The 15,613-nt window shown below is 72.6% G+C and carries 16 protein-coding genes; 9 read left to right on the forward strand and 7 right to left on the reverse strand.

Translation table 11 applies throughout. The features are described from left to right. Positions 1-3 precede the first annotated feature (3 nt). On the reverse strand, positions 4-633 hold the full coding sequence (locus ACRB68_RS08405) for a TetR/AcrR family transcriptional regulator (protein WP_153531520.1): 630 nt from the start codon (positions 631-633) through the stop codon (positions 4-6). Between the two features lie 108 nt (positions 634-741). On the opposite strand from ACRB68_RS08405, the gene ACRB68_RS08410 reads away from it, so the two are divergent. The 8 genes from ACRB68_RS08410 to ACRB68_RS08445 all read left to right on the forward strand — a co-directional run bounded on the left by ACRB68_RS08410 (position 742) and on the right by ACRB68_RS08445 (position 9,083). Continuing rightward, a complete protein-coding gene (locus ACRB68_RS08410) occupies positions 742-2,712 on the forward strand; it encodes a hypothetical protein (RefSeq protein WP_153531521.1) in 1,971 nt (656 codons plus the stop codon). Positions 2,713-2,833: 121 nt separating this feature from the next. Next, positions 2,834-4,012 carry a GDSL-type esterase/lipase family protein gene (locus ACRB68_RS08415; RefSeq protein WP_153531522.1) on the forward strand — a complete coding sequence of 393 codons (1,179 nt, stop codon included), beginning with the start codon at positions 2,834-2,836 and terminating at the stop codon, positions 4,010-4,012. A 394-nt stretch (positions 4,013-4,406) separates the two neighbouring features. Beyond that, complete coding sequence (locus tag ACRB68_RS08420; protein WP_153531523.1) at positions 4,407-5,354, forward strand: phenylalanine 4-monooxygenase; 948 nt, start codon at positions 4,407-4,409, stop codon at positions 5,352-5,354. Between the two features lie 83 nt (positions 5,355-5,437). Continuing rightward, positions 5,438-5,905, forward strand: a complete 468-nt coding sequence (locus tag ACRB68_RS08425; RefSeq protein WP_207709604.1) for a nitroreductase family deazaflavin-dependent oxidoreductase — start codon at positions 5,438-5,440, stop codon at positions 5,903-5,905. Positions 5,906-6,056: 151 nt separating this feature from the next. After that, the gene (locus ACRB68_RS08430; protein ID WP_328593930.1) at positions 6,057-6,500 is read left to right on the forward strand and encodes a MarR family winged helix-turn-helix transcriptional regulator; all 444 of its coding nucleotides are present in this window, start codon (positions 6,057-6,059) and stop codon (positions 6,498-6,500) included. Then, positions 6,500-6,958: a hypothetical protein gene (locus ACRB68_RS08435; protein ID WP_153531525.1), complete on the forward strand. Its 459-nt coding sequence runs from the start codon at positions 6,500-6,502 to the stop codon at positions 6,956-6,958. The genes ACRB68_RS08430 and ACRB68_RS08435 overlap by 1 nt, the downstream gene beginning before the upstream one ends. A gap of 156 nt (positions 6,959-7,114) precedes the next feature. Continuing rightward, complete coding sequence (locus ACRB68_RS08440) at positions 7,115-7,972, forward strand: hypothetical protein (protein WP_153531526.1); 858 nt, start codon at positions 7,115-7,117, stop codon at positions 7,970-7,972. A 175-nt stretch (positions 7,973-8,147) separates the two neighbouring features. Beyond that, complete coding sequence (locus tag ACRB68_RS08445; RefSeq protein WP_153531527.1) at positions 8,148-9,083, forward strand: esterase/lipase family protein; 936 nt, start codon at positions 8,148-8,150, stop codon at positions 9,081-9,083. On the opposite strand, the gene ACRB68_RS08450 is transcribed toward ACRB68_RS08445, so the two are convergent. From ACRB68_RS08450 to ACRB68_RS08475, 6 genes are all read right to left on the reverse strand, one after another. Continuing rightward, positions 9,084-10,280, reverse strand: coding sequence for an ABC transporter permease (locus ACRB68_RS08450; protein WP_153531528.1), 1,197 nt, complete (start codon positions 10,278-10,280; stop codon positions 9,084-9,086). Further along, positions 10,277-10,948, reverse strand: coding sequence for an ABC transporter ATP-binding protein (locus ACRB68_RS08455; protein ID WP_153531529.1), 672 nt, complete (start codon positions 10,946-10,948; stop codon positions 10,277-10,279). Before ACRB68_RS08455 ends, ACRB68_RS08450 begins: the two co-directional genes overlap by 4 nt. Continuing rightward, complete coding sequence (locus tag ACRB68_RS41070) at positions 10,945-12,009, reverse strand: peptidoglycan-binding protein (protein WP_207709605.1); 1,065 nt, start codon at positions 12,007-12,009, stop codon at positions 10,945-10,947. The genes ACRB68_RS08455 and ACRB68_RS41070 overlap by 4 nt, the downstream gene beginning before the upstream one ends. Beyond that, complete coding sequence (locus tag ACRB68_RS08465; protein WP_153531530.1) at positions 12,006-12,512, reverse strand: hypothetical protein; 507 nt, start codon at positions 12,510-12,512, stop codon at positions 12,006-12,008. Before ACRB68_RS08465 ends, ACRB68_RS41070 begins: the two co-directional genes overlap by 4 nt. Before the next feature lie 74 nt (positions 12,513-12,586). After that, entirely contained in the window at positions 12,587-14,005 is a 1,419-nt protein-coding gene (locus ACRB68_RS42400; RefSeq protein ID WP_207709606.1) for a sensor histidine kinase, read from the reverse strand. Further along, positions 14,002-14,688: a response regulator transcription factor gene (locus ACRB68_RS08475; RefSeq protein WP_153531531.1), complete on the reverse strand. Its 687-nt coding sequence runs from the start codon at positions 14,686-14,688 to the stop codon at positions 14,002-14,004. Before ACRB68_RS08475 ends, ACRB68_RS42400 begins: the two co-directional genes overlap by 4 nt. A 105-nt stretch (positions 14,689-14,793) precedes the next feature. Here ACRB68_RS08475 and ACRB68_RS08480 point away from each other — a divergent pair, with 105 nt between their 5' ends. After that, on the forward strand, positions 14,794-15,609 hold the full coding sequence (locus ACRB68_RS08480; RefSeq protein ID WP_153531532.1) for an SGNH/GDSL hydrolase family protein: 816 nt from the start codon (positions 14,794-14,796) through the stop codon (positions 15,607-15,609). Positions 15,610-15,613 lie beyond the last annotated feature (4 nt).

The following is a 15,613-nucleotide window of genomic DNA, read 5'->3' on the forward strand; positions in this document are numbered from 1 at the left end:
TCATCACATGCTTACCGGGGCCTCGGCCGGCCGCCACCGCAGGAACTCGGCGAACCGCACGCCCTCGCGCACGTAGGAGGCCAGCGCCTCCTCGTCGTCCAGGTCCACCTCGGTCGTGGCGATGATCAGCGACACCACGATCCGGCACAGCAGGTCCAGGCAGACCCGGGTGTCCAGCGGCGGCAGCAGGCCGCGCTCGACCCGGTCGGCGACGACCGGCTCCAGCAGTTCCACGGCCCGCCCGACGGTCAGCTGCGCCCGCGTGGTGAACAGCGGCAGCACCTGCTCGGGGATGTCGCGAATGGCCGCTTCCAGCAGCGGATGCCGCCGCGCGTACCCCACCACGAACGTCAGCACCTCGGTGAACCACTCCGGCGTCCACCGCATCCGGTCGACCATCGGCAGGAGCAGCTCCACCAGCCGCGACACCTCCCGCTGGATCAGCGCGTCGCGCACCGCGTCGAACCCGTCGTAGTACCGGTACAGCGTCGGCCGCGACATCCCCGCCTGCCGCGCGATCGCCGACATCAGCCGCCCCGACCCGAACCCGCCCTCGACCAGGCACACCGCCGCAGCGTCCAGGATCTGCCCGCGGACCTGCTCCTCCCGGCTCACACTCACCGCCTCCGTCATGCCCGGATTCTCCCACGCCCGCCCGTTCAGGCGTCGTCACCGCTCCAGCCCGAACGCGGCCCGCCCGGAAAGGCGGTCCGGGCCGGGACGGTGGCCGAGGATGGGGCCGTGGCCAAGATCGATGTGGTGGATCTGGATCTGTGGGAGGGGGTGCGGCGCTATGCGGTGCCGCACCATGTGATCGAACGCGCCGCCCGGCGCCGGGCGGCCGGGGACTGGCGGGGCGCGTGCGAGGCGGCCGGGTTCACGGTGGACGTCGACCTGGCCAGAATGAAGGACGTCAACGGCCAGGAGGTCGCCGATGCGGTGGAGGAGGACCTGCGCCGGCTGGCGCCCGATCTGCTGCTCTGGCATGCCCCCAGGGACGAAACCGGCCGCCTCGTCCCTGGGGAGCGGCTGGTCCTGGCGGGGTACGGAGAGCGCTGGTTCGAGCGCGGCGGGATGGAGTACACACCGGCCCTGTGCGTGGAGCTCCCAGGTCGTTGGAACCGCTGGCGGTTGATCCTGGAGGCCGGGCCCGACGGCCGGTTCGATCAGGACTGGACCGGGCTGCGCTGTCTGTGGGACGCCGATCGTGCCGCGGAACTGCCGGCGCTGGAAGGCGCGGACAGGCGCCTGCCGTTCTTCGAGCCCGACGGCCGTGTCCGGGACCCCGGCCTGCTGCCCCGGCGGCATCCGGGCCCCGCCGCCCCTGTGGAACGGGCCGAGTGGATCACCCTGCTTCAGGAGAGCGACCGGTCAGCGGAGGCGTTCGCCGCCGCCGGGTACGGGTTGTTGAGCCTGCACGCGGCCGCTGGCCACTGGACAGGTCGGTGGTGGTGGGACTCCTGCGCGGTGCACAAGCTTCCCGGCTTGGTCCGGCTGCTCCAGGAACGGCCGCCCGGCCACCGCCGTCTCCGGCTGGGCGACTACGGCCCGGTGGTCACGCTCGCTGAGGACGGCACCTTGCGGGGCGAGATACGCGACCTCGGCGACAGCGCGCAGCGAGTGGCCGATCCTTGGTGGCGGCCGTCGCCCGACCTGGCGCTGGTGCGCGCCGGACGGCTGACGCCCGGCGAACTACATCCGCTGGTGGGCGCGGCCCTGTTCCCTGGCCAGGCCGGAGGACCGAGACCACCACGCGCGCCTATCCCCGCGACGGTGCGCTGCCAGGGCGAGGAGCACCAGGTGTGGTTCGAGAACGGAGAACTGCGCACCTGCCACACGGCGGCGGAGCGGCAGCGCGAGGAGGCGCTGGCGGCCATCGGCGGCCCGCGCGCCGGCTGTTTCGCCGTCCCGCGCACGTGGGGCGATCTGCAGCGCGGCCCGATGCCGCCGGAACTGGCCGATCAGCGCGACGAGTTGTTCGGCCGGATGGCGCATGGCGACGCCGAGGGCGTCCTGCGGATGCTGGAACTCGGCCACGACCCCAGCACGCGTGACCGGGAAGGGCGGTTCCTGGCCGATCTGCTCCCCGCCCGGCGGTCCCAGGCGGACCCTCGACTGGCTGCGCTCCTGGATGTCCCCGCTCCCTGGCATCGTGCGCCGCGTGCGGGCCTGCGCAGGATCTCCGGGCCACCCGCGGCCGATCCGTGGCCGCTGTTGCAGCAACTGGGCCAGGTCCGCTGGTCCAGGCTCTCCCAGAAGCTCAACGAGCAGAACCTGCCCGAGGTGCTGCGCGACACGCCGCGCATCGACCTGCTCATCCGCGTCGTGGACGGCTCCCGCCACTTCGACGCCGCCTACGCCCGCGCGTTCTGGGACCGGATCGGCGTGCGGCTGCGCGCCGCGCTGGGCACCGACCCGCAGGTCTGGTTCCTGGCCGCCGAACGGCTGCCGGTCCATCGCGGACGCCTCGACGACCTGCCCGGCCGTCTCTGGCGGCCGGCCCCGCGCATCGGTCCGGTCTACCCCGACATGCGGGTCCTGGCCCAGGCCCCGCCCGAGGTCCTCACCGAACTGGGCGCCCGTCTCGGCGTCGACGACTTCGAACGCGCCCTCGACCACACGCCGCACCGGGGCAGGCGGTACCCGAAGCCCTGGACCGAGCCGGCGGTCGACGACCTGAGGCGACGGGCCGGCCTCCCGCCGAAGCGCTGACCGCCCGGCCCATTTGCCTAAAGCATTTAGGAAAGTGCATATTGGCTATAAGAAGACCGGGTGAGCGTCCCGTCGAGCCGCGCGTGCTCACACCGGGACCACCGAACGACAGGCGGGGGAAATGAACGCCGAGCACCGCTGGACCACCACGCCCGTCACCGACGGCATCCTGCGCGGCCACCTGGACGCCGAGCCCACCGCACGCGGCCTGCTGCCGCACCGGCTGCCCGCGTGGGCGCGGCGGCAGATCCCCGACGACCAGCTGGCCGTGGCGGAGGCGCAGCCGTCCGGCGTGCGGCTGGCCTTCCGCACCCGGGCCACCGCGATCGAGCTGGACACCCTGCCCACCAAGCGCGCCTACCGGGGCTTCCCTCCCCCGCCGGACGGCGTGTACGACCTGCTGGTCGACGGCCGTCTCACCGCTCAGACCACGGTGCCCGGCGGCAACGTGCGCATGGTCACCGACATGGTGACCCAGGCCGCCGAGCTGCTGGAGGGGCCCGCCGGCACCGCCCGGTTCACCGGTCTGCCCGCGGGCGACAAGGACGTGCAGATCTGGCTCCCGCACAACGAGATCACCGAGCTGGTCGCCCTGCGCACCAATGCCCCCGTCGAGCCGGCGCCGGGCGACGGGCGCCCGGTGTGGCTGCACCACGGCAGCTCCATCAGCCACGGCTCGAACGCCGCCCATCCGACCGCGACCTGGCCCGCCATCGCCGCCCTCCAGAGCGGAGCGGAGCTGGTCAACCTGGGGTTCAGCGGCAGCGCGGTGCTGGACCCCTTCACCGCCCGGACGATGCGGGACACCCCGGCCGACCTGATCAGCCTCAAGATCGGCATCAACGTCGTCAACACCGACGCGATGCGCCTGCGCGCCTTCGGCCCCGCGGTCCACGGCTTCCTGGACACCGTCCGCGACGGGCACCCGGCCACGCCGCTGCTGGTCGTGTCGTCCATCCTGTGCCCTGCCCAAGAGGACACCCCCGGCCCGCTCATGCCCGACTTCACCGGTGGTGCGCTGCGCTTCAAGGCGACCGGCGACCCGGCCGAACGCGCCTCCGGGCGCCTGACGCTCAACGTCATCCGCGCCGAGCTCGCCCGGATCGTCGAGCAGCGGGCGGCCGACGACCCGAACCTGCACTACCTCGACGGGCGCGCCCTGTACGGCGAGAAGGACCACGCCGAGTTCCCGCTGCCCGACGCGGTCCACCCCGATCCCGCGGGTCACCGCCGCATCGGCGAGAACTTCGCCAGGCTCGCGTTCGGCCCCGGCGGCCCCCTGGCCACCAAGAGGGGCTGACCCCTGCATTCAGGCACCCGGCCGTGAGGTTTGCCCGACTATGCACACGCGGCAGGTCCGGTCCGTCAAACGCAAGGCGCGCAGATGGGCCCGGATCACCCGGCAGGGGTACACCTTGCCCGCGCGCACCCGTTGGGGCCGGGTACGCGGATGCCCACCGCCGATGCGGGTGACCGGATCCCGGCCATGACCGCCTCGGAACAGGCCCTAGGCGGAGCCGAGTGGGGCTGCTCGCTGGCGGCAGTACCCGAAAGCCTCTGTGGCTGTACTTCCATGGTTCTGGCCTGCGGTGTGTCTGGTATCGGCAAGCGTACGGCCACGCGTCTCCCGTCCAGTCCAGAGATCAAATCACTACCCTCGGGCATCGTTTGCTCGCGATGGGTAAGTGACGGACATGAGAGCCACACCGATCACATCTGATGGTCGGCTAGGACTGGCCGACCATCATCCCGGCATGAGCGATCCTCGTTACCTGCGGCGACGACGCGCCTTCGCGGCCCTCGCTCGTGGGCATCAAGTCGGGGAGGCCTCTCCCATCGTTCAGTACACCGAGGACGAGCACGCCACTTGGCGGAAGGTTCACAGCATCCTGGCTCAGGCACATCGTCGCCACGCGTGCCGTGAGGTTCTCGAAGCCCGCGAGCATGCCCCGATTCCCCTCGACCGGATTCCTCAGCATGAAGAGGTGGGAGCGGAACTCAAGCGACGGACGGGGTTCACCTTCACCTTGGCGGGTGGGGTGGTACCCAACAAGCGGTTCCTTGGGTCAATGGCACGGGGCTACTTCCACGCGGTGCAGTTCGTCCGGCACCCGGCCGTCCCTCTGTACACGCCTGAGCCGGACGTCATCCACGACATATTCGGCCACGGTATTCACCTGACGTCTCCCGCCATCGCGGATATCTACCGGTTGAGCGGCCAGGCCGCCGCACGGGTGAACAGCCCGGAAGCGCTGGAGGTGATCAGCCACGTGTACTGGTTCACCCTGGAATGCGGCCTGGTGGCCGAGCACGGCGTTCCGAAGGCGTTCGGTGCAGCGCTGCTCTCCTCGTATGGCGAGATCGGCCGGTCCGTGCGTCAGATCCGCGAGCTGGATGTCTCCGACGTGATGCGCACGGGATACGAGATCTCGGAGTATCAGCCCGTCCTCTTCTGCGCGCACTCGCTGGGCCACATGACCGACACGCTCGGCGGCTTTCTCGAAACTCTCGATGACGATGCGGTACCGCGTCCATGCCGGGAAGCCGGCCAGGCTTCCTCCGGGAATTCGGCAGGTCCGGGATGGCGCAGCAGGCGGTTCACCTACCCGCCACCCATCAAAGAAACACTTCCGTCTGCTTGACGGCCGGACCGATCGCCACGAAGATCGGCGTGAAGGGGCCACAGGCGGACGCCCCCTGCCGGCACCGCATCCCCGAAGGACCGATGGAGGCCGTTCAGGTGATGAAACGACTCGCCGTCGCGGTCGCGAGCGCGGCCGCCCGGATCACCTCACTGCTGGGCCCTGACGCGATGCGCACTATCGCGCGGTTCAACAAGTACGTCACCAACCCCGTCCAGCGGCTCTGGGCTCCCCACCTGCCCTATTACGCGGTCATCGAGCACACGGGCCGCAAGTCCGGCAAGGGCTATCGGACGCCGGTCATGGCCTTCATCGAAGACGGCGGGATCGCCGTCATGCTCAACTACGGCACCGAGTCGGACTGGGTCCGCAACGTCCAGGCCGCGGGCACGGCGACGGTGGTCCACCGAGGACGGCGCTATCACCTGACCGGCCCTCGGATCGTCAGTGCCGACTCCCCGGACCTCCCCTCGGCCGCGAGGACCGCGGGAACCGGAGCGCGAAGCGCCCTGCACGGAACCCTCTCCACGGCCCCGCCCGCAGAAAGCTGAGGCCGCGCCGGGTGACCGGCGCCGGTCACCTGCACCAACTCGGCGAACATCCTGGCCGACCTGCGCACCCATGACGCCGCCGACCCGTGACGGCGGGAATTCGTATGGCTTGCCATGTATATTACATGGCAAGCCATACGAAGGAGGGGCCGTGGACCGTCATCAGTCACTGGGCTACCAGGTCAACCATCTCGCCCGGCTGCTCGCGCAGGCGCTGCGCCTGCGCATCGCCCCGCTCGGCGTCGTGCCCGGCCAGTTCGCCCAGCTGCTGGCCCTCTACGACCGGGAAGGCGTCACCCAGAACCAGCTGTGCGAGGAGGTGCGGATCGACCAGTCGACGATGGCCCACACGCTGAAGCGGATGGAGCGCGACGGGCTCATCGAGCGCGCCGCGGACCCGGCGGACCGGCGGCGGGCGCTCATCAACCTCACCGACCGCGCCCGCGAGCTGCAGGGCCCGCTGCAGCGGGCCGCCGCCGAGGTGAACGACGTCGCGACCCGCGGTCTCAGCGAGCAGGAGGCCGCCGCCTGCATGCGGCTGGTCGGCCACCTGATCGCCAACCTGGAGGCCGATCTCGCCGGCGAGGAGACCTGATGCGCACCCGTGTCCACGCGATCGCCGCCGTGATCGCCTTCGCGACCATCGCCACGTTCTGGGTCTCGACCGTCCTGACCGAACTGCTGGGGTCCGAAGAGACCGTCGCGACGGTGAAGTCGGCCATCCCGTGGGGCTTCCTCCTGCTGGTCCCGGCCCTGGCCGCCACCGGCGCCACGGGCTTCGCCCTGGCCCGGGGTTCCCGCAGCGCCGTGATCAGGGCCAAACGCCGCCGGATGCCCTTCATCATCGGCAACGGGCTCCTCGTGCTCGTCCCCGCGGCGCTCTACCTGGACCAACTGGCCGCGCACGGGCGGTTCGGCCCGCGCTTCTACGGGATCCAGGCCCTGGAGCTGCTCGCCGGGGCCGCGAACCTCGCCCTGCTGGCCCTCAACGCCCGCGACGGACTGCGCCTCACCGGGCGTCTGAAAAAGCGACGCCGCGTCCCGCAGACATGATCGCCACCCGGTGAGACACCGGCCTTCCGGGTTCGCGCAATCAAAAGAACGTAAATGTCTGTATGGGATATGCCATACGCGCCGGGCCTGGACCGGGCCACGGCCGTCCGGTGGACTGGGCCTGTTGATCTTCCTCTAGAGCGACAGGGATCACGCATGCGCAAACGTCTGTGCGGGCTCGTCCTGAGCATCGCGGCCACCGCCACCGCGACCACCGGCATCGGCACCGCCCACGCCGAGGAGACCAAGCGGGTCTTCAACGGAATGCAGATCCTGTTCAACAAGGACTACCCCGACGTCTTCTGCACCATCGGCGCGGTCGGCAACGACGACTACGGCCGCAAGATCGCCATCTCGGCCGGCCACTGCATCACTCCCGGCGGCGGCTACGACGACCGCGAGATCCCCGAGGACATCGCCCCGATCTACGACCGCAACGACGTCGCCGCCGGCGTGATCGGCCACGTCCGCTACTTCAAGAACCCCGACGGCTCGCAGACGGGGCACGTGACCAAGGACTACATGGTCATCGAGCTGACCCCGAACACGAAGCTCTCCTCACAGGGCCCCTACCTGAAGCAGACCGGCGAGCTGGAGGTCCCCGGCGGGACGCCCAGCCCCAACGCCACGACCTCGCCCGTGCTCGACAAGGAGCGGCTGCTCGGCGTCGCCTGGAACGACAGCAACCACATCGTCACGTCGGGCCAGTTCGGCGTGTTCTACGGCCGCGTCACCGACAACAAGAACGGGATCTACCGGGCGTGGACCGGGCACTGGAGGGGCGACTCCGGCGGCCCGGTGATCTGGCACGTCCCCGACACCGCCTTCCCGTCGCAGGAGAACGGCTTCCAGGCCGCGGGCCCCTGGGCCGGCATCGTCAAGGGCGCCGACCTGTCGATCCCCCCGGCCATCTACACCAGCTCGGCGAACATCCTGGCCGACCTGCGCGCCCGTGACGCCGCCGACCCGCGCGACGTCTACGGCGCCGGCTTCGAGGTGACCGCCAACCCCTGACCCCGTCACCGGTGTGCGCGGAGGGGCGTCCGCGCACACCGGCGGCGGCCTTACCGCCGGGTTCGTCGTTGGGGACGAAAGCGGGGCCGGCCCGCTGTCACCGGGCGCCGTAGCGGGGCGGACTCTTAAATAGATACGTTCGTCTATAAGAGATGCCGACCCCCGGGAGCCACCGATGCCCCTCGTCCCCCTCCGCCGCGGGCTCGCCGCGGCGGCCCTGGCGGCCTGCGCGGCCGTGGCCGTGAACCCCGCGCCGGCGGCGGCGCAGACCACCTATCCGGTGGGCGACCTGGGCACCTCGGTGTGGAACTTCTTTTTCAGCCCGGACGCGGTCCCCGGGGCCAACGTCTGGTCCTGCAAGCCGTCCGCCGAGCACCCGAACCCGGTGGTGATCGTGCACGGCACGACGTCCAACTTCGGCGCGGGCGGCGCCATGATCGCGCCGACCCTCGCCAACGCCGGGTACTGCGTCTACGGCTTCAACTACGGCGAGACCCGCTCCACCCTCGGCCACATCTACGGGCTCGGCGACATCGCGCGGTCGGCGCGCACGATGAGCGCGTTCGTCGACAGGGTGCTGGCCGCCACCGGGGCCGCGAAGGTCGACGTGGTCGGCGGCTCCCAGGGCGGGATGATGCCGAACTACTACATCAAGCGGCTCGGCGGCGCGGCCAAGGTCCGCACGATGATCGGCCTCGGGCCGACCAACCACGGCACCACCCTGGGCGGGCTGGTCAGCCTCGGCCGGACGCTGAACGTGCTCGGGTTCGTCAACGGCGTCTACGAGTTCCTCGGGTCGCCCGCGCACGTCCAGCAGGAGGAGGGCTCGGACTTCCAGAACGCGCTGTTCGCCGACGGCGACACCGTGCCCGGCGTCCGCTACCTGACGATCGTCACCTCGCACGACACCACGGTCACCCCGCTGAGCAACGCCTACCTGCACGGCGGCGACTCCACCAACGTCCTGCTGCAGGACCTGTGCCCCGACGACCCGGTGAGCCATTCGGGGATGTCGTTCGACGGCCCGATCATGCAGCTCGTCCTGAACGAGATCGGCCCGAAGGTGCCCGGCTTCAAGCCCCGCTGCACCGGCTACGGGCCGAACGCCTGATCACGGCGACGCGGCCAGCGCCTCGGTCGGGGCCAGGCCGGCGGCGCGGACGGCCGGGTAGAGCCCCGCGACGCCGCCGATGAGCAGGGTGGAGGCCAGGCCCGCGCCCATGGCCCACGGGGGGACCACGGCGGGCCAGCCCTGCGTCGCGGCGTATCCGATGGTCACCGCCGCCCCGGCCAGGAGCCCGAAGGCGCCGCCGAGCAGCGACAGCAGCTGGGACTCCACGAGGAACTGCAGCCGGATCTGGCCCCGGGTCGCGCCGAGGGAGCGGCGCAGGCCGATCTCGGCGCGGCGCTCCAGCACCGAGATGACCATGGTGTTGGCCACGCCGATCCCGCCGACCAGCAGCGAGACCGCGCCGAGGCCGAGCAGCAGGGAGCCCAGGGTGTCGTCGGCGGCCTGCTTGGCGGCCAGCGCGTCGGACGGGCGGGAGACGTCCACCTCGCTCGGGTGCTCGGGGTCGGCCGTCGCGCCGAGCACGGCCTGGACGTCCTTGACGGCTCGCTCGTCGGCCCTGGCGTAGATGGTCGTGGGGTGGCCGTCGAAGTCCAGGTTCCGGCGCGCCTCCTCCCAGCCGACCAGCGCCGCGGTGTCCAGTTCCGGTGCCAGGGCGTTGGCGGCCGTGATGCCGGTGACGGTGAACCAGTGCCCGCCGAGCCAGATCTGGGCGCCGGGTTCGTGGACGCCGAGGAGCGCGGCGGCCGCCGGCCCGAGCACGGCCGCGGGGTAGCGGGCGTCGGCGCCGTTCAGCCACCGCCCCTCGACGACCCGGGTCCCGACGGTCGCCGGCAGGTCGGCGCGCGCCGCGTAGACGCCGATGCCGCCGGACCTCTCGGCGGGGACGCGGTCGTTGCGGTAGACGCGGGCGCCGGTCCGGCCGATCGCCGACACCGACTCGACGGGCCCGATCGCGCGGATCATGGCGATGGCCTCGGTGGGCAGGCGCGCCTCGTCCGCGCTGAACGACTGGCCGGTCCGCGCCGTCAGCAGGTTGGTGCCGAGGGCGTCCAGCCGCCGGTCCAGGCCGGCCCGGCTGGAGGTGGAGACGCCGACGACGCAGATCATCGCGGCGATGCCGATGGCGATGCCGAGCGCGGACAGCAGCACCCGCGCGGGCCGGGCGCGCAGGCCCGCCAGGCCGACGCGGAGCACGTCGGCGGCCGGGAGGCGGGGCGGGCGGGGGCGGGGCCTCATGACGCCACCAGGGTGTCGTGGGCGATCCGCCCGTCTTTGAGGTGCACCTCGCGCGGCACCGACGCGGCGATGCCGTGGTCATGGGTGATGATCACGACGGTGGTGCCGGCGGCGTTGAGCTCGCGCAGCACCCGCATGACGTTGGCGCCGGAACGCGAGTCGAGCGCGCCGGTGGGCTCGTCGGCCAGCAGCAGCGGCGGGTCGCCGAGCACCGCGCGGGCGATCGCGACGCGCTGCTTCTCGCCGCCCGACAGCTCGTGCGGCCGGTGGTGCAGCCGGTGGCCGAGGCCGACGCGCTCCATGGCCGCGCCGGCCAGGCGCAGCCGCTCGGCCCGCGGCCGGCCGCGGTAGAGCAGGCCGTCGGCGACGTTCTCCACGGCGGTGGTCCCGGCGGCGAGGTGGAAGTGCTGGAAGACGAAGCCGATCGTGCCGCCGCGCAGCGCCGACAGCTCGTCGTCGTCCAGTTCGGCGACGTCCCAGCCGTCGATGCGGACGGTGCCCGCGGTGGCCCGCGCCAGCGTCCCGATGACGTTGAGCAGCGTGGACTTGCCGGAGCCGGACGGCCCGGCGACCGCGACCAGCTCGCCGCGGCGGACGCGCAGGTCGGCGTCGCGGAGCGCGGTGACGTCGCCGAAGGACTTGGCGACGCCGGCCAGTTCTATGATCATTTCGGTACCCCCACGGTCAGGCCCGCGGCGAGGCCCGGCCCGCGCACCTCGACCAGGCCGCCGGCGAACATGCCGGTCTCGACCTTGACGTAGCCGGTGCCGGCGACCTCGACGGCGTAGCCGCCCTCGCGGAGCGCGGTCAGCGCGGTGATCGGGACGGCCAGCACGTCCTTGCGGCTCTCGGCCGCGAGGACGACGTCCACGGGCGCGGACTGGTAGCGGCCGAGCCGCTTCTGGTCCCTGATCTCCAGTTCGACGGGGAGGGTGGCCTCCGCGGTCTTGCCGCCGGAGGCGGGGGCCTTGGCCGCGGTGCCGACGGAGGCGACGACGGCGCCGACCCTGGTGCCGTCGGGCAGCTCCACGGTCGCCCGGGCGCCCTTGGCGGCGAGGTCGGCCTGCCCGGCCTTGAGGTCGGCGGTGACCTTGCGGCCGGTGCCGGTCCAGGTGAGGACGGCGCCCTGGGCCGGGTCGCCGACACCGCCCTTGACCTCGCCGATCCTGATCGCCCCGGGCGCGACGAGCACGTCGCCCTTGGCGACCGTGCCGGTCTCGGCGCGGCCGAGGTCGTCCTGCCATTCGGCGACGGCGGCGGCGGTGCCGGAGGTGTACTCGTCGTCGGCGGTGAAGCCGTCGTAGCCGAGGGCCCGCAGGTTGCGCTCCAGCATCGCCACGTCCTTGCCCGTGACGCCCTCCGCCAGCGTCCGGTAGACCGGGGTCGTGCCGTAGAGCAGCGGGATCTTCGCGCCGTCCACGCCGTACACCGGCTTCCCGCGCCCGATGGTGTCGCCGTCGGCGGGCAGCCAGGTGAGGGTGCCGGGGCGGCCGGCCAGCGTCCGCACGTCGCCGAACCCGAGCTCGCCGGGCACGGTCTCGGTGCGGGTGAGCGTGCGCTTCTCGACCTTCGCGGTGGCCGGCGGGGCGGTGGGCGCGGCCGGCTCCCCGCCGCCGTCGCCGCCGCCCGCCCCGATCGCGGCCCAGGCGACGGTCCCGGCGGCGGCCACCGCGCCGCCCGCCGCCAGCGCCACCCGCACGGGGCGGCGCTCCCTCCTGATCGCGGTCACTGCGCCCCGCTCCCCGCGAAGGGGTGCTTCTTCTGGCAGGTCTCGGCCGCCTTGGCGAAGGCGGGGTCGCCGCGGTCGAACTTGCTGAAGTCGAAGCCGCCGGGGCCCGGATCGGCGAAGTCCAGTCCCTGGTCGCGCATGCACTGCGCGAACCCGCGCATCAGCTCGAGCGTCTTGGCGTCGGGGTTCTTCAGCCGGTCGGTGATCGACCGGGGCATCTTGTCGCGGCACGCCTCCATCGCCTTGCGGATCACGGCCTCGTCGGCGTCGCGCAGCGAGTCGCGGTTCAGCCGGCCCGTCCGCGGGTCGGGGTCCTCGATCTTGAGGCCGTGGTCGCGCAGGCACTGCGTGAACACCTTCTTCTGCTGGACGTCGTTCTGCGACGCGGTGGCGCTCGGGGCGCCGGTGGTGAGCGAGGCGACCTTCTTCGCGTCACCCTCGCCGCAGGCGGACAGCAGGCCCAGGGTCAGCAGGCCCGCGCCCGCCAAGCCGGTCAACTTCATCGCGGTTCCCTTCGCTCGTGTTCCGGATGCGAGCGATCCTGGGCCGCCCGGCTCGGCGGACCCTCGGGCGAAGGTCAGCGCCGCCTGGGAATCGTCATCGTGAACGTGGCGCCGCCGCCGGGGGTCTCCGTCAGGACGAGCCGGCCGCCGTGCGCCTCGGTGATCGCCCGCGCGATGGCGAGGCCCAGCCCGGACCCGTCCGACGTCCGCGACCGGTCGGCGCGGTAGAGGCGGTCGAAGACGTGCGGGACGTCCGGCGCGGCGATCCCCGGCCCGGTGTCGGCGACCGCCACGACCGCGGCGCCGCCGTCCGAGCCGACGCGCACGGTGACCCTCGTGCCCTCGGGGGTGTGCCGGACGGCGTTGTCCAGCAGGTTGCGGACCACCTGGCGCAGCCGCAGCGCGTCCCCGGCGACGACGACCGGCTCGAACAGCTCCTCCCCCGGGTCCAGGCCGGTGAGCGTGACGCGGCGCCCCGGATGCCGCAGATGGACGTCGCGGACCAGGTCGGCCGCCAGCTCCAGCAGGTCGACCGGGGCCTGCCCGGCCGGGCGCTGCTCGTCCAGGCGGGCCAGCAGGAGCAGGTCGTCGACGAGGACGCCCATCCTGGCGGCCTCGTCCTCGATGCGCCGCAGGGCGTCTCCGGGCGAGCCGCCCCGGCGGGCCAGCTCGGCGAACCCGCGGATCGAGGTGAGCGGGGTGCGCAGCTCGTGGGAGGCGTCGGCCAGGAACCGCCGCATCCGCGCCTCGGACGCCTTGCGCGCGTTGATCTCGCGCTCGACCGTGCCGAGCATCGTGTTGACCGCCCGCCCGAGCCGCCCCGGCTCGGTGTGCGGGTCGGCGCCCGCGACCCGGCGCGTGTAGTCCCCCGCGGCGATCTCGCCCGCGGTGACCGCCATTCGCGACAGCGGGCGCAGCCCCACCCCGGCCAGGAACCGCGCGAGCAGGCTCAGCGTGGCCAGGACCACGGCCATGACGACGGCGTCGATCACCAGCAGGCCCTGGAAGGTGTCGTCCACCAGGGCCAGCGACGAGGCGGCGGCCACCAGCGCGCCCGCGTCGCCGCGCACGACCTGGACCCGCCAGCGGGCGCTGCCGCCCTTGCCCGGCACGGTGAAGGCGCCGCCGCCGGCGCGGCGGTCCAGGGCGGCCCGGCCCGGCAGGTCCGGGCCGGGGAGGTCCGCGCCCTCGGGGACCACCGGATCGGCGCGCCCGCCCTCCACGAGGTAGATGCGCAGGTTCTCCCCGTCCAGCCCCGGCACCTGCCTGGGAGCGGCGTTCCGCAAGACGCCCCGCAGCAGCCGGAGCCGGTCGACGTTCTGGCTCAGCGGCCCCTCGGTCATCTGGGACAGCCGCCGGTCGACCTGACCGACCAGGTAGTGCCGCAGCAGGAGCAGACCGGCGGTGTTGGCCGCCAGCAGGCCGGCCGCCGACAGCAGCGTGGCCATCAGGGCGAGGCGGGAGCGCAGCGACCAGTGGGCGGGCCGCCTCACCGCGCCGTCCTCAGGCTGTAGCCGACGCCGCGCAGCGTGTGGATGAGCGGCGGGCCCTGCGCGTCGATCTTCTTGCGCAGGTAGTAGACGTAGGTCTCCACGATCCGGCCGTCCCCGGCGAAGTCGTAGTTCCAGACCCGGTCGAGGATCTGGGCCTTGCTGACGACGCGGCCGGCGTTCTCCATCAGGTACCGCAGCAGCCTGAACTCGGTCGGCGCCAGCTCGATGCGCCGGCCGGCCCGCCTGACCTCGTGCGCGTCCTCGTCCAGCTCCAGGTCGGCGTAGCGCAGGCGGGCGGCGGGCCGCTCGCCGCCGGTCCGGCGCAGCACGGCCCGGATGCGCAGGACGACCTCCTCCAGGCTGAAGGGCTTGGCCACGTAGTCGTCGCCGCCTGCGGTCAGCCCCGCGATCCGGTCCTCGACGGCGTCGCGCGCGGTCAGGAACACGATCGGCATGTCCCGGCCGGCCGCGCGCAGCCGCCGCGCCACCTCGAACCCGTCGAGGTCGGGCAGCATCACGTCGAGGACGACCAGCGCGGGCGCCGTCTCGCGCGCGGCCGCCACGGCCGCGCCGCCCGACGCCGCCGTGGCCACCTCGTACCCGACCAGGCGCAGCGTCTGCGCCAGCAGGTCCCGGATGTTCGGTTCGTCGTCGACCACCAGGATCCGCGCCGTCTCGCCCATCCCACCAGGGATATCCCACGAACCTCGGAATCGGCTCAGAGCCGGCCCGGTTCGTTGTCACCGGGCGCGTAGAAGGCCGAACAGTAAATAGATACCTTTGTTTGTATGAGACGTGCCGCCGCCCTTCTCGCCCTGGCCACATCCCTCTTCGCGGCGCCCGCCGCCGTCGCCGAGCCGCCGCCCACCTACTACCTGGCGCTCGGCGACTCGGGCGCGGTCGGCGCCCAGGCCGGCCGCGGGCCCACCGACGAGGGCTACACCGACGTCCTGCACGCCGCGCTGAAGAAGCGCCACCCCGGGCTTCGACTGGTGAAACTCGGCTGCCCCGGCGAGACGACCGGCACGATGCTGCGCGGCGGCATCTGCCACTACACCGCCGGCTCCCAGATGAACGCCGCGCTCGCCTTCATCAAGGAGCATCCGGGCCAGGTCCGGTACGTCACCCTGAGCATCGGGGTCAACAACACCAACTGCTTCCTGAAGGGCGACGTCGTCTGCGGCCTGCTCGGCGCCGGCACTCTGCTCACCGAACTGCCGCAGATCACCGGCGGGCTGCGGAAGGCAGGCGGCGAGACCCCGCAGTACGCGTCGATGACCTACTACGACCCCGGCCTGGCCTCCTGGGCGACCGGCGGCGACGTCGGCAAGGCCGTCGCCGTCGCCTCGGTGCCGGTGGTGGACGCGTTCAACGCCGTGCAGCAGACCGCCGCCCTGGCCAACGGGTTCAAGGTCGCCGACGTCAACGCCGCCTTCGCCACGCACGACTTCTCGACCCAGGTGTCGGTGGCGCCCTACGGCACCGTCCCGCTGAACGTCGCGCGGATCTGCACCTGGACCTCCCAGTGCTCCCTCGGCGACGGCCACGCCAACACCGCCGGATACCGGCAGATGGCCGGCGCCTTCCGGCGCGTCCTGTCCTAGGAGG

This window comes from Actinomadura macrotermitis (genome assembly GCF_009604375.1).
Lineage (GTDB): Bacteria > Actinomycetota > Actinomycetes > Streptosporangiales > Streptosporangiaceae > Spirillospora > Spirillospora macrotermitis.

Coding starts and splice junctions, on each gene's coding strand:
- ACRB68_RS08405 (WP_153531520.1), bottom strand. CDS start 633: ATGACGGAGGCGGTGAGTGTGAGCCGGGAGGAGCAGGTCCGCGGGCAG.
- ACRB68_RS08415 (WP_153531522.1), top strand. CDS start 2,834: ATGAACGCCGAGCACCGCTGGACCACCACGCCCGTCACCGACGGCATC.
- ACRB68_RS08420 (WP_153531523.1), top strand. CDS start 4,407: ATGAGAGCCACACCGATCACATCTGATGGTCGGCTAGGACTGGCCGAC.
- ACRB68_RS08425 (WP_207709604.1), top strand. CDS start 5,438: ATGGAGGCCGTTCAGGTGATGAAACGACTCGCCGTCGCGGTCGCGAGC.
- ACRB68_RS08435 (WP_153531525.1), top strand. CDS start 6,500: ATGCGCACCCGTGTCCACGCGATCGCCGCCGTGATCGCCTTCGCGACC.
- ACRB68_RS08440 (WP_153531526.1), top strand. CDS start 7,115: ATGCGCAAACGTCTGTGCGGGCTCGTCCTGAGCATCGCGGCCACCGCC.
- ACRB68_RS08445 (WP_153531527.1), top strand. CDS start 8,148: ATGCCCCTCGTCCCCCTCCGCCGCGGGCTCGCCGCGGCGGCCCTGGCG.
- ACRB68_RS08450 (WP_153531528.1), bottom strand. CDS start 10,280: ATGAGGCCCCGCCCCCGCCCGCCCCGCCTCCCGGCCGCCGACGTGCTC.
- ACRB68_RS08455 (WP_153531529.1), bottom strand. CDS start 10,948: ATGATCATAGAACTGGCCGGCGTCGCCAAGTCCTTCGGCGACGTCACC.
- ACRB68_RS08465 (WP_153531530.1), bottom strand. CDS start 12,512: ATGAAGTTGACCGGCTTGGCGGGCGCGGGCCTGCTGACCCTGGGCCTG.
- ACRB68_RS08475 (WP_153531531.1), bottom strand. CDS start 14,688: ATGGGCGAGACGGCGCGGATCCTGGTGGTCGACGACGAACCGAACATC.
- ACRB68_RS08480 (WP_153531532.1), top strand. CDS start 14,794: ATGAGACGTGCCGCCGCCCTTCTCGCCCTGGCCACATCCCTCTTCGCG.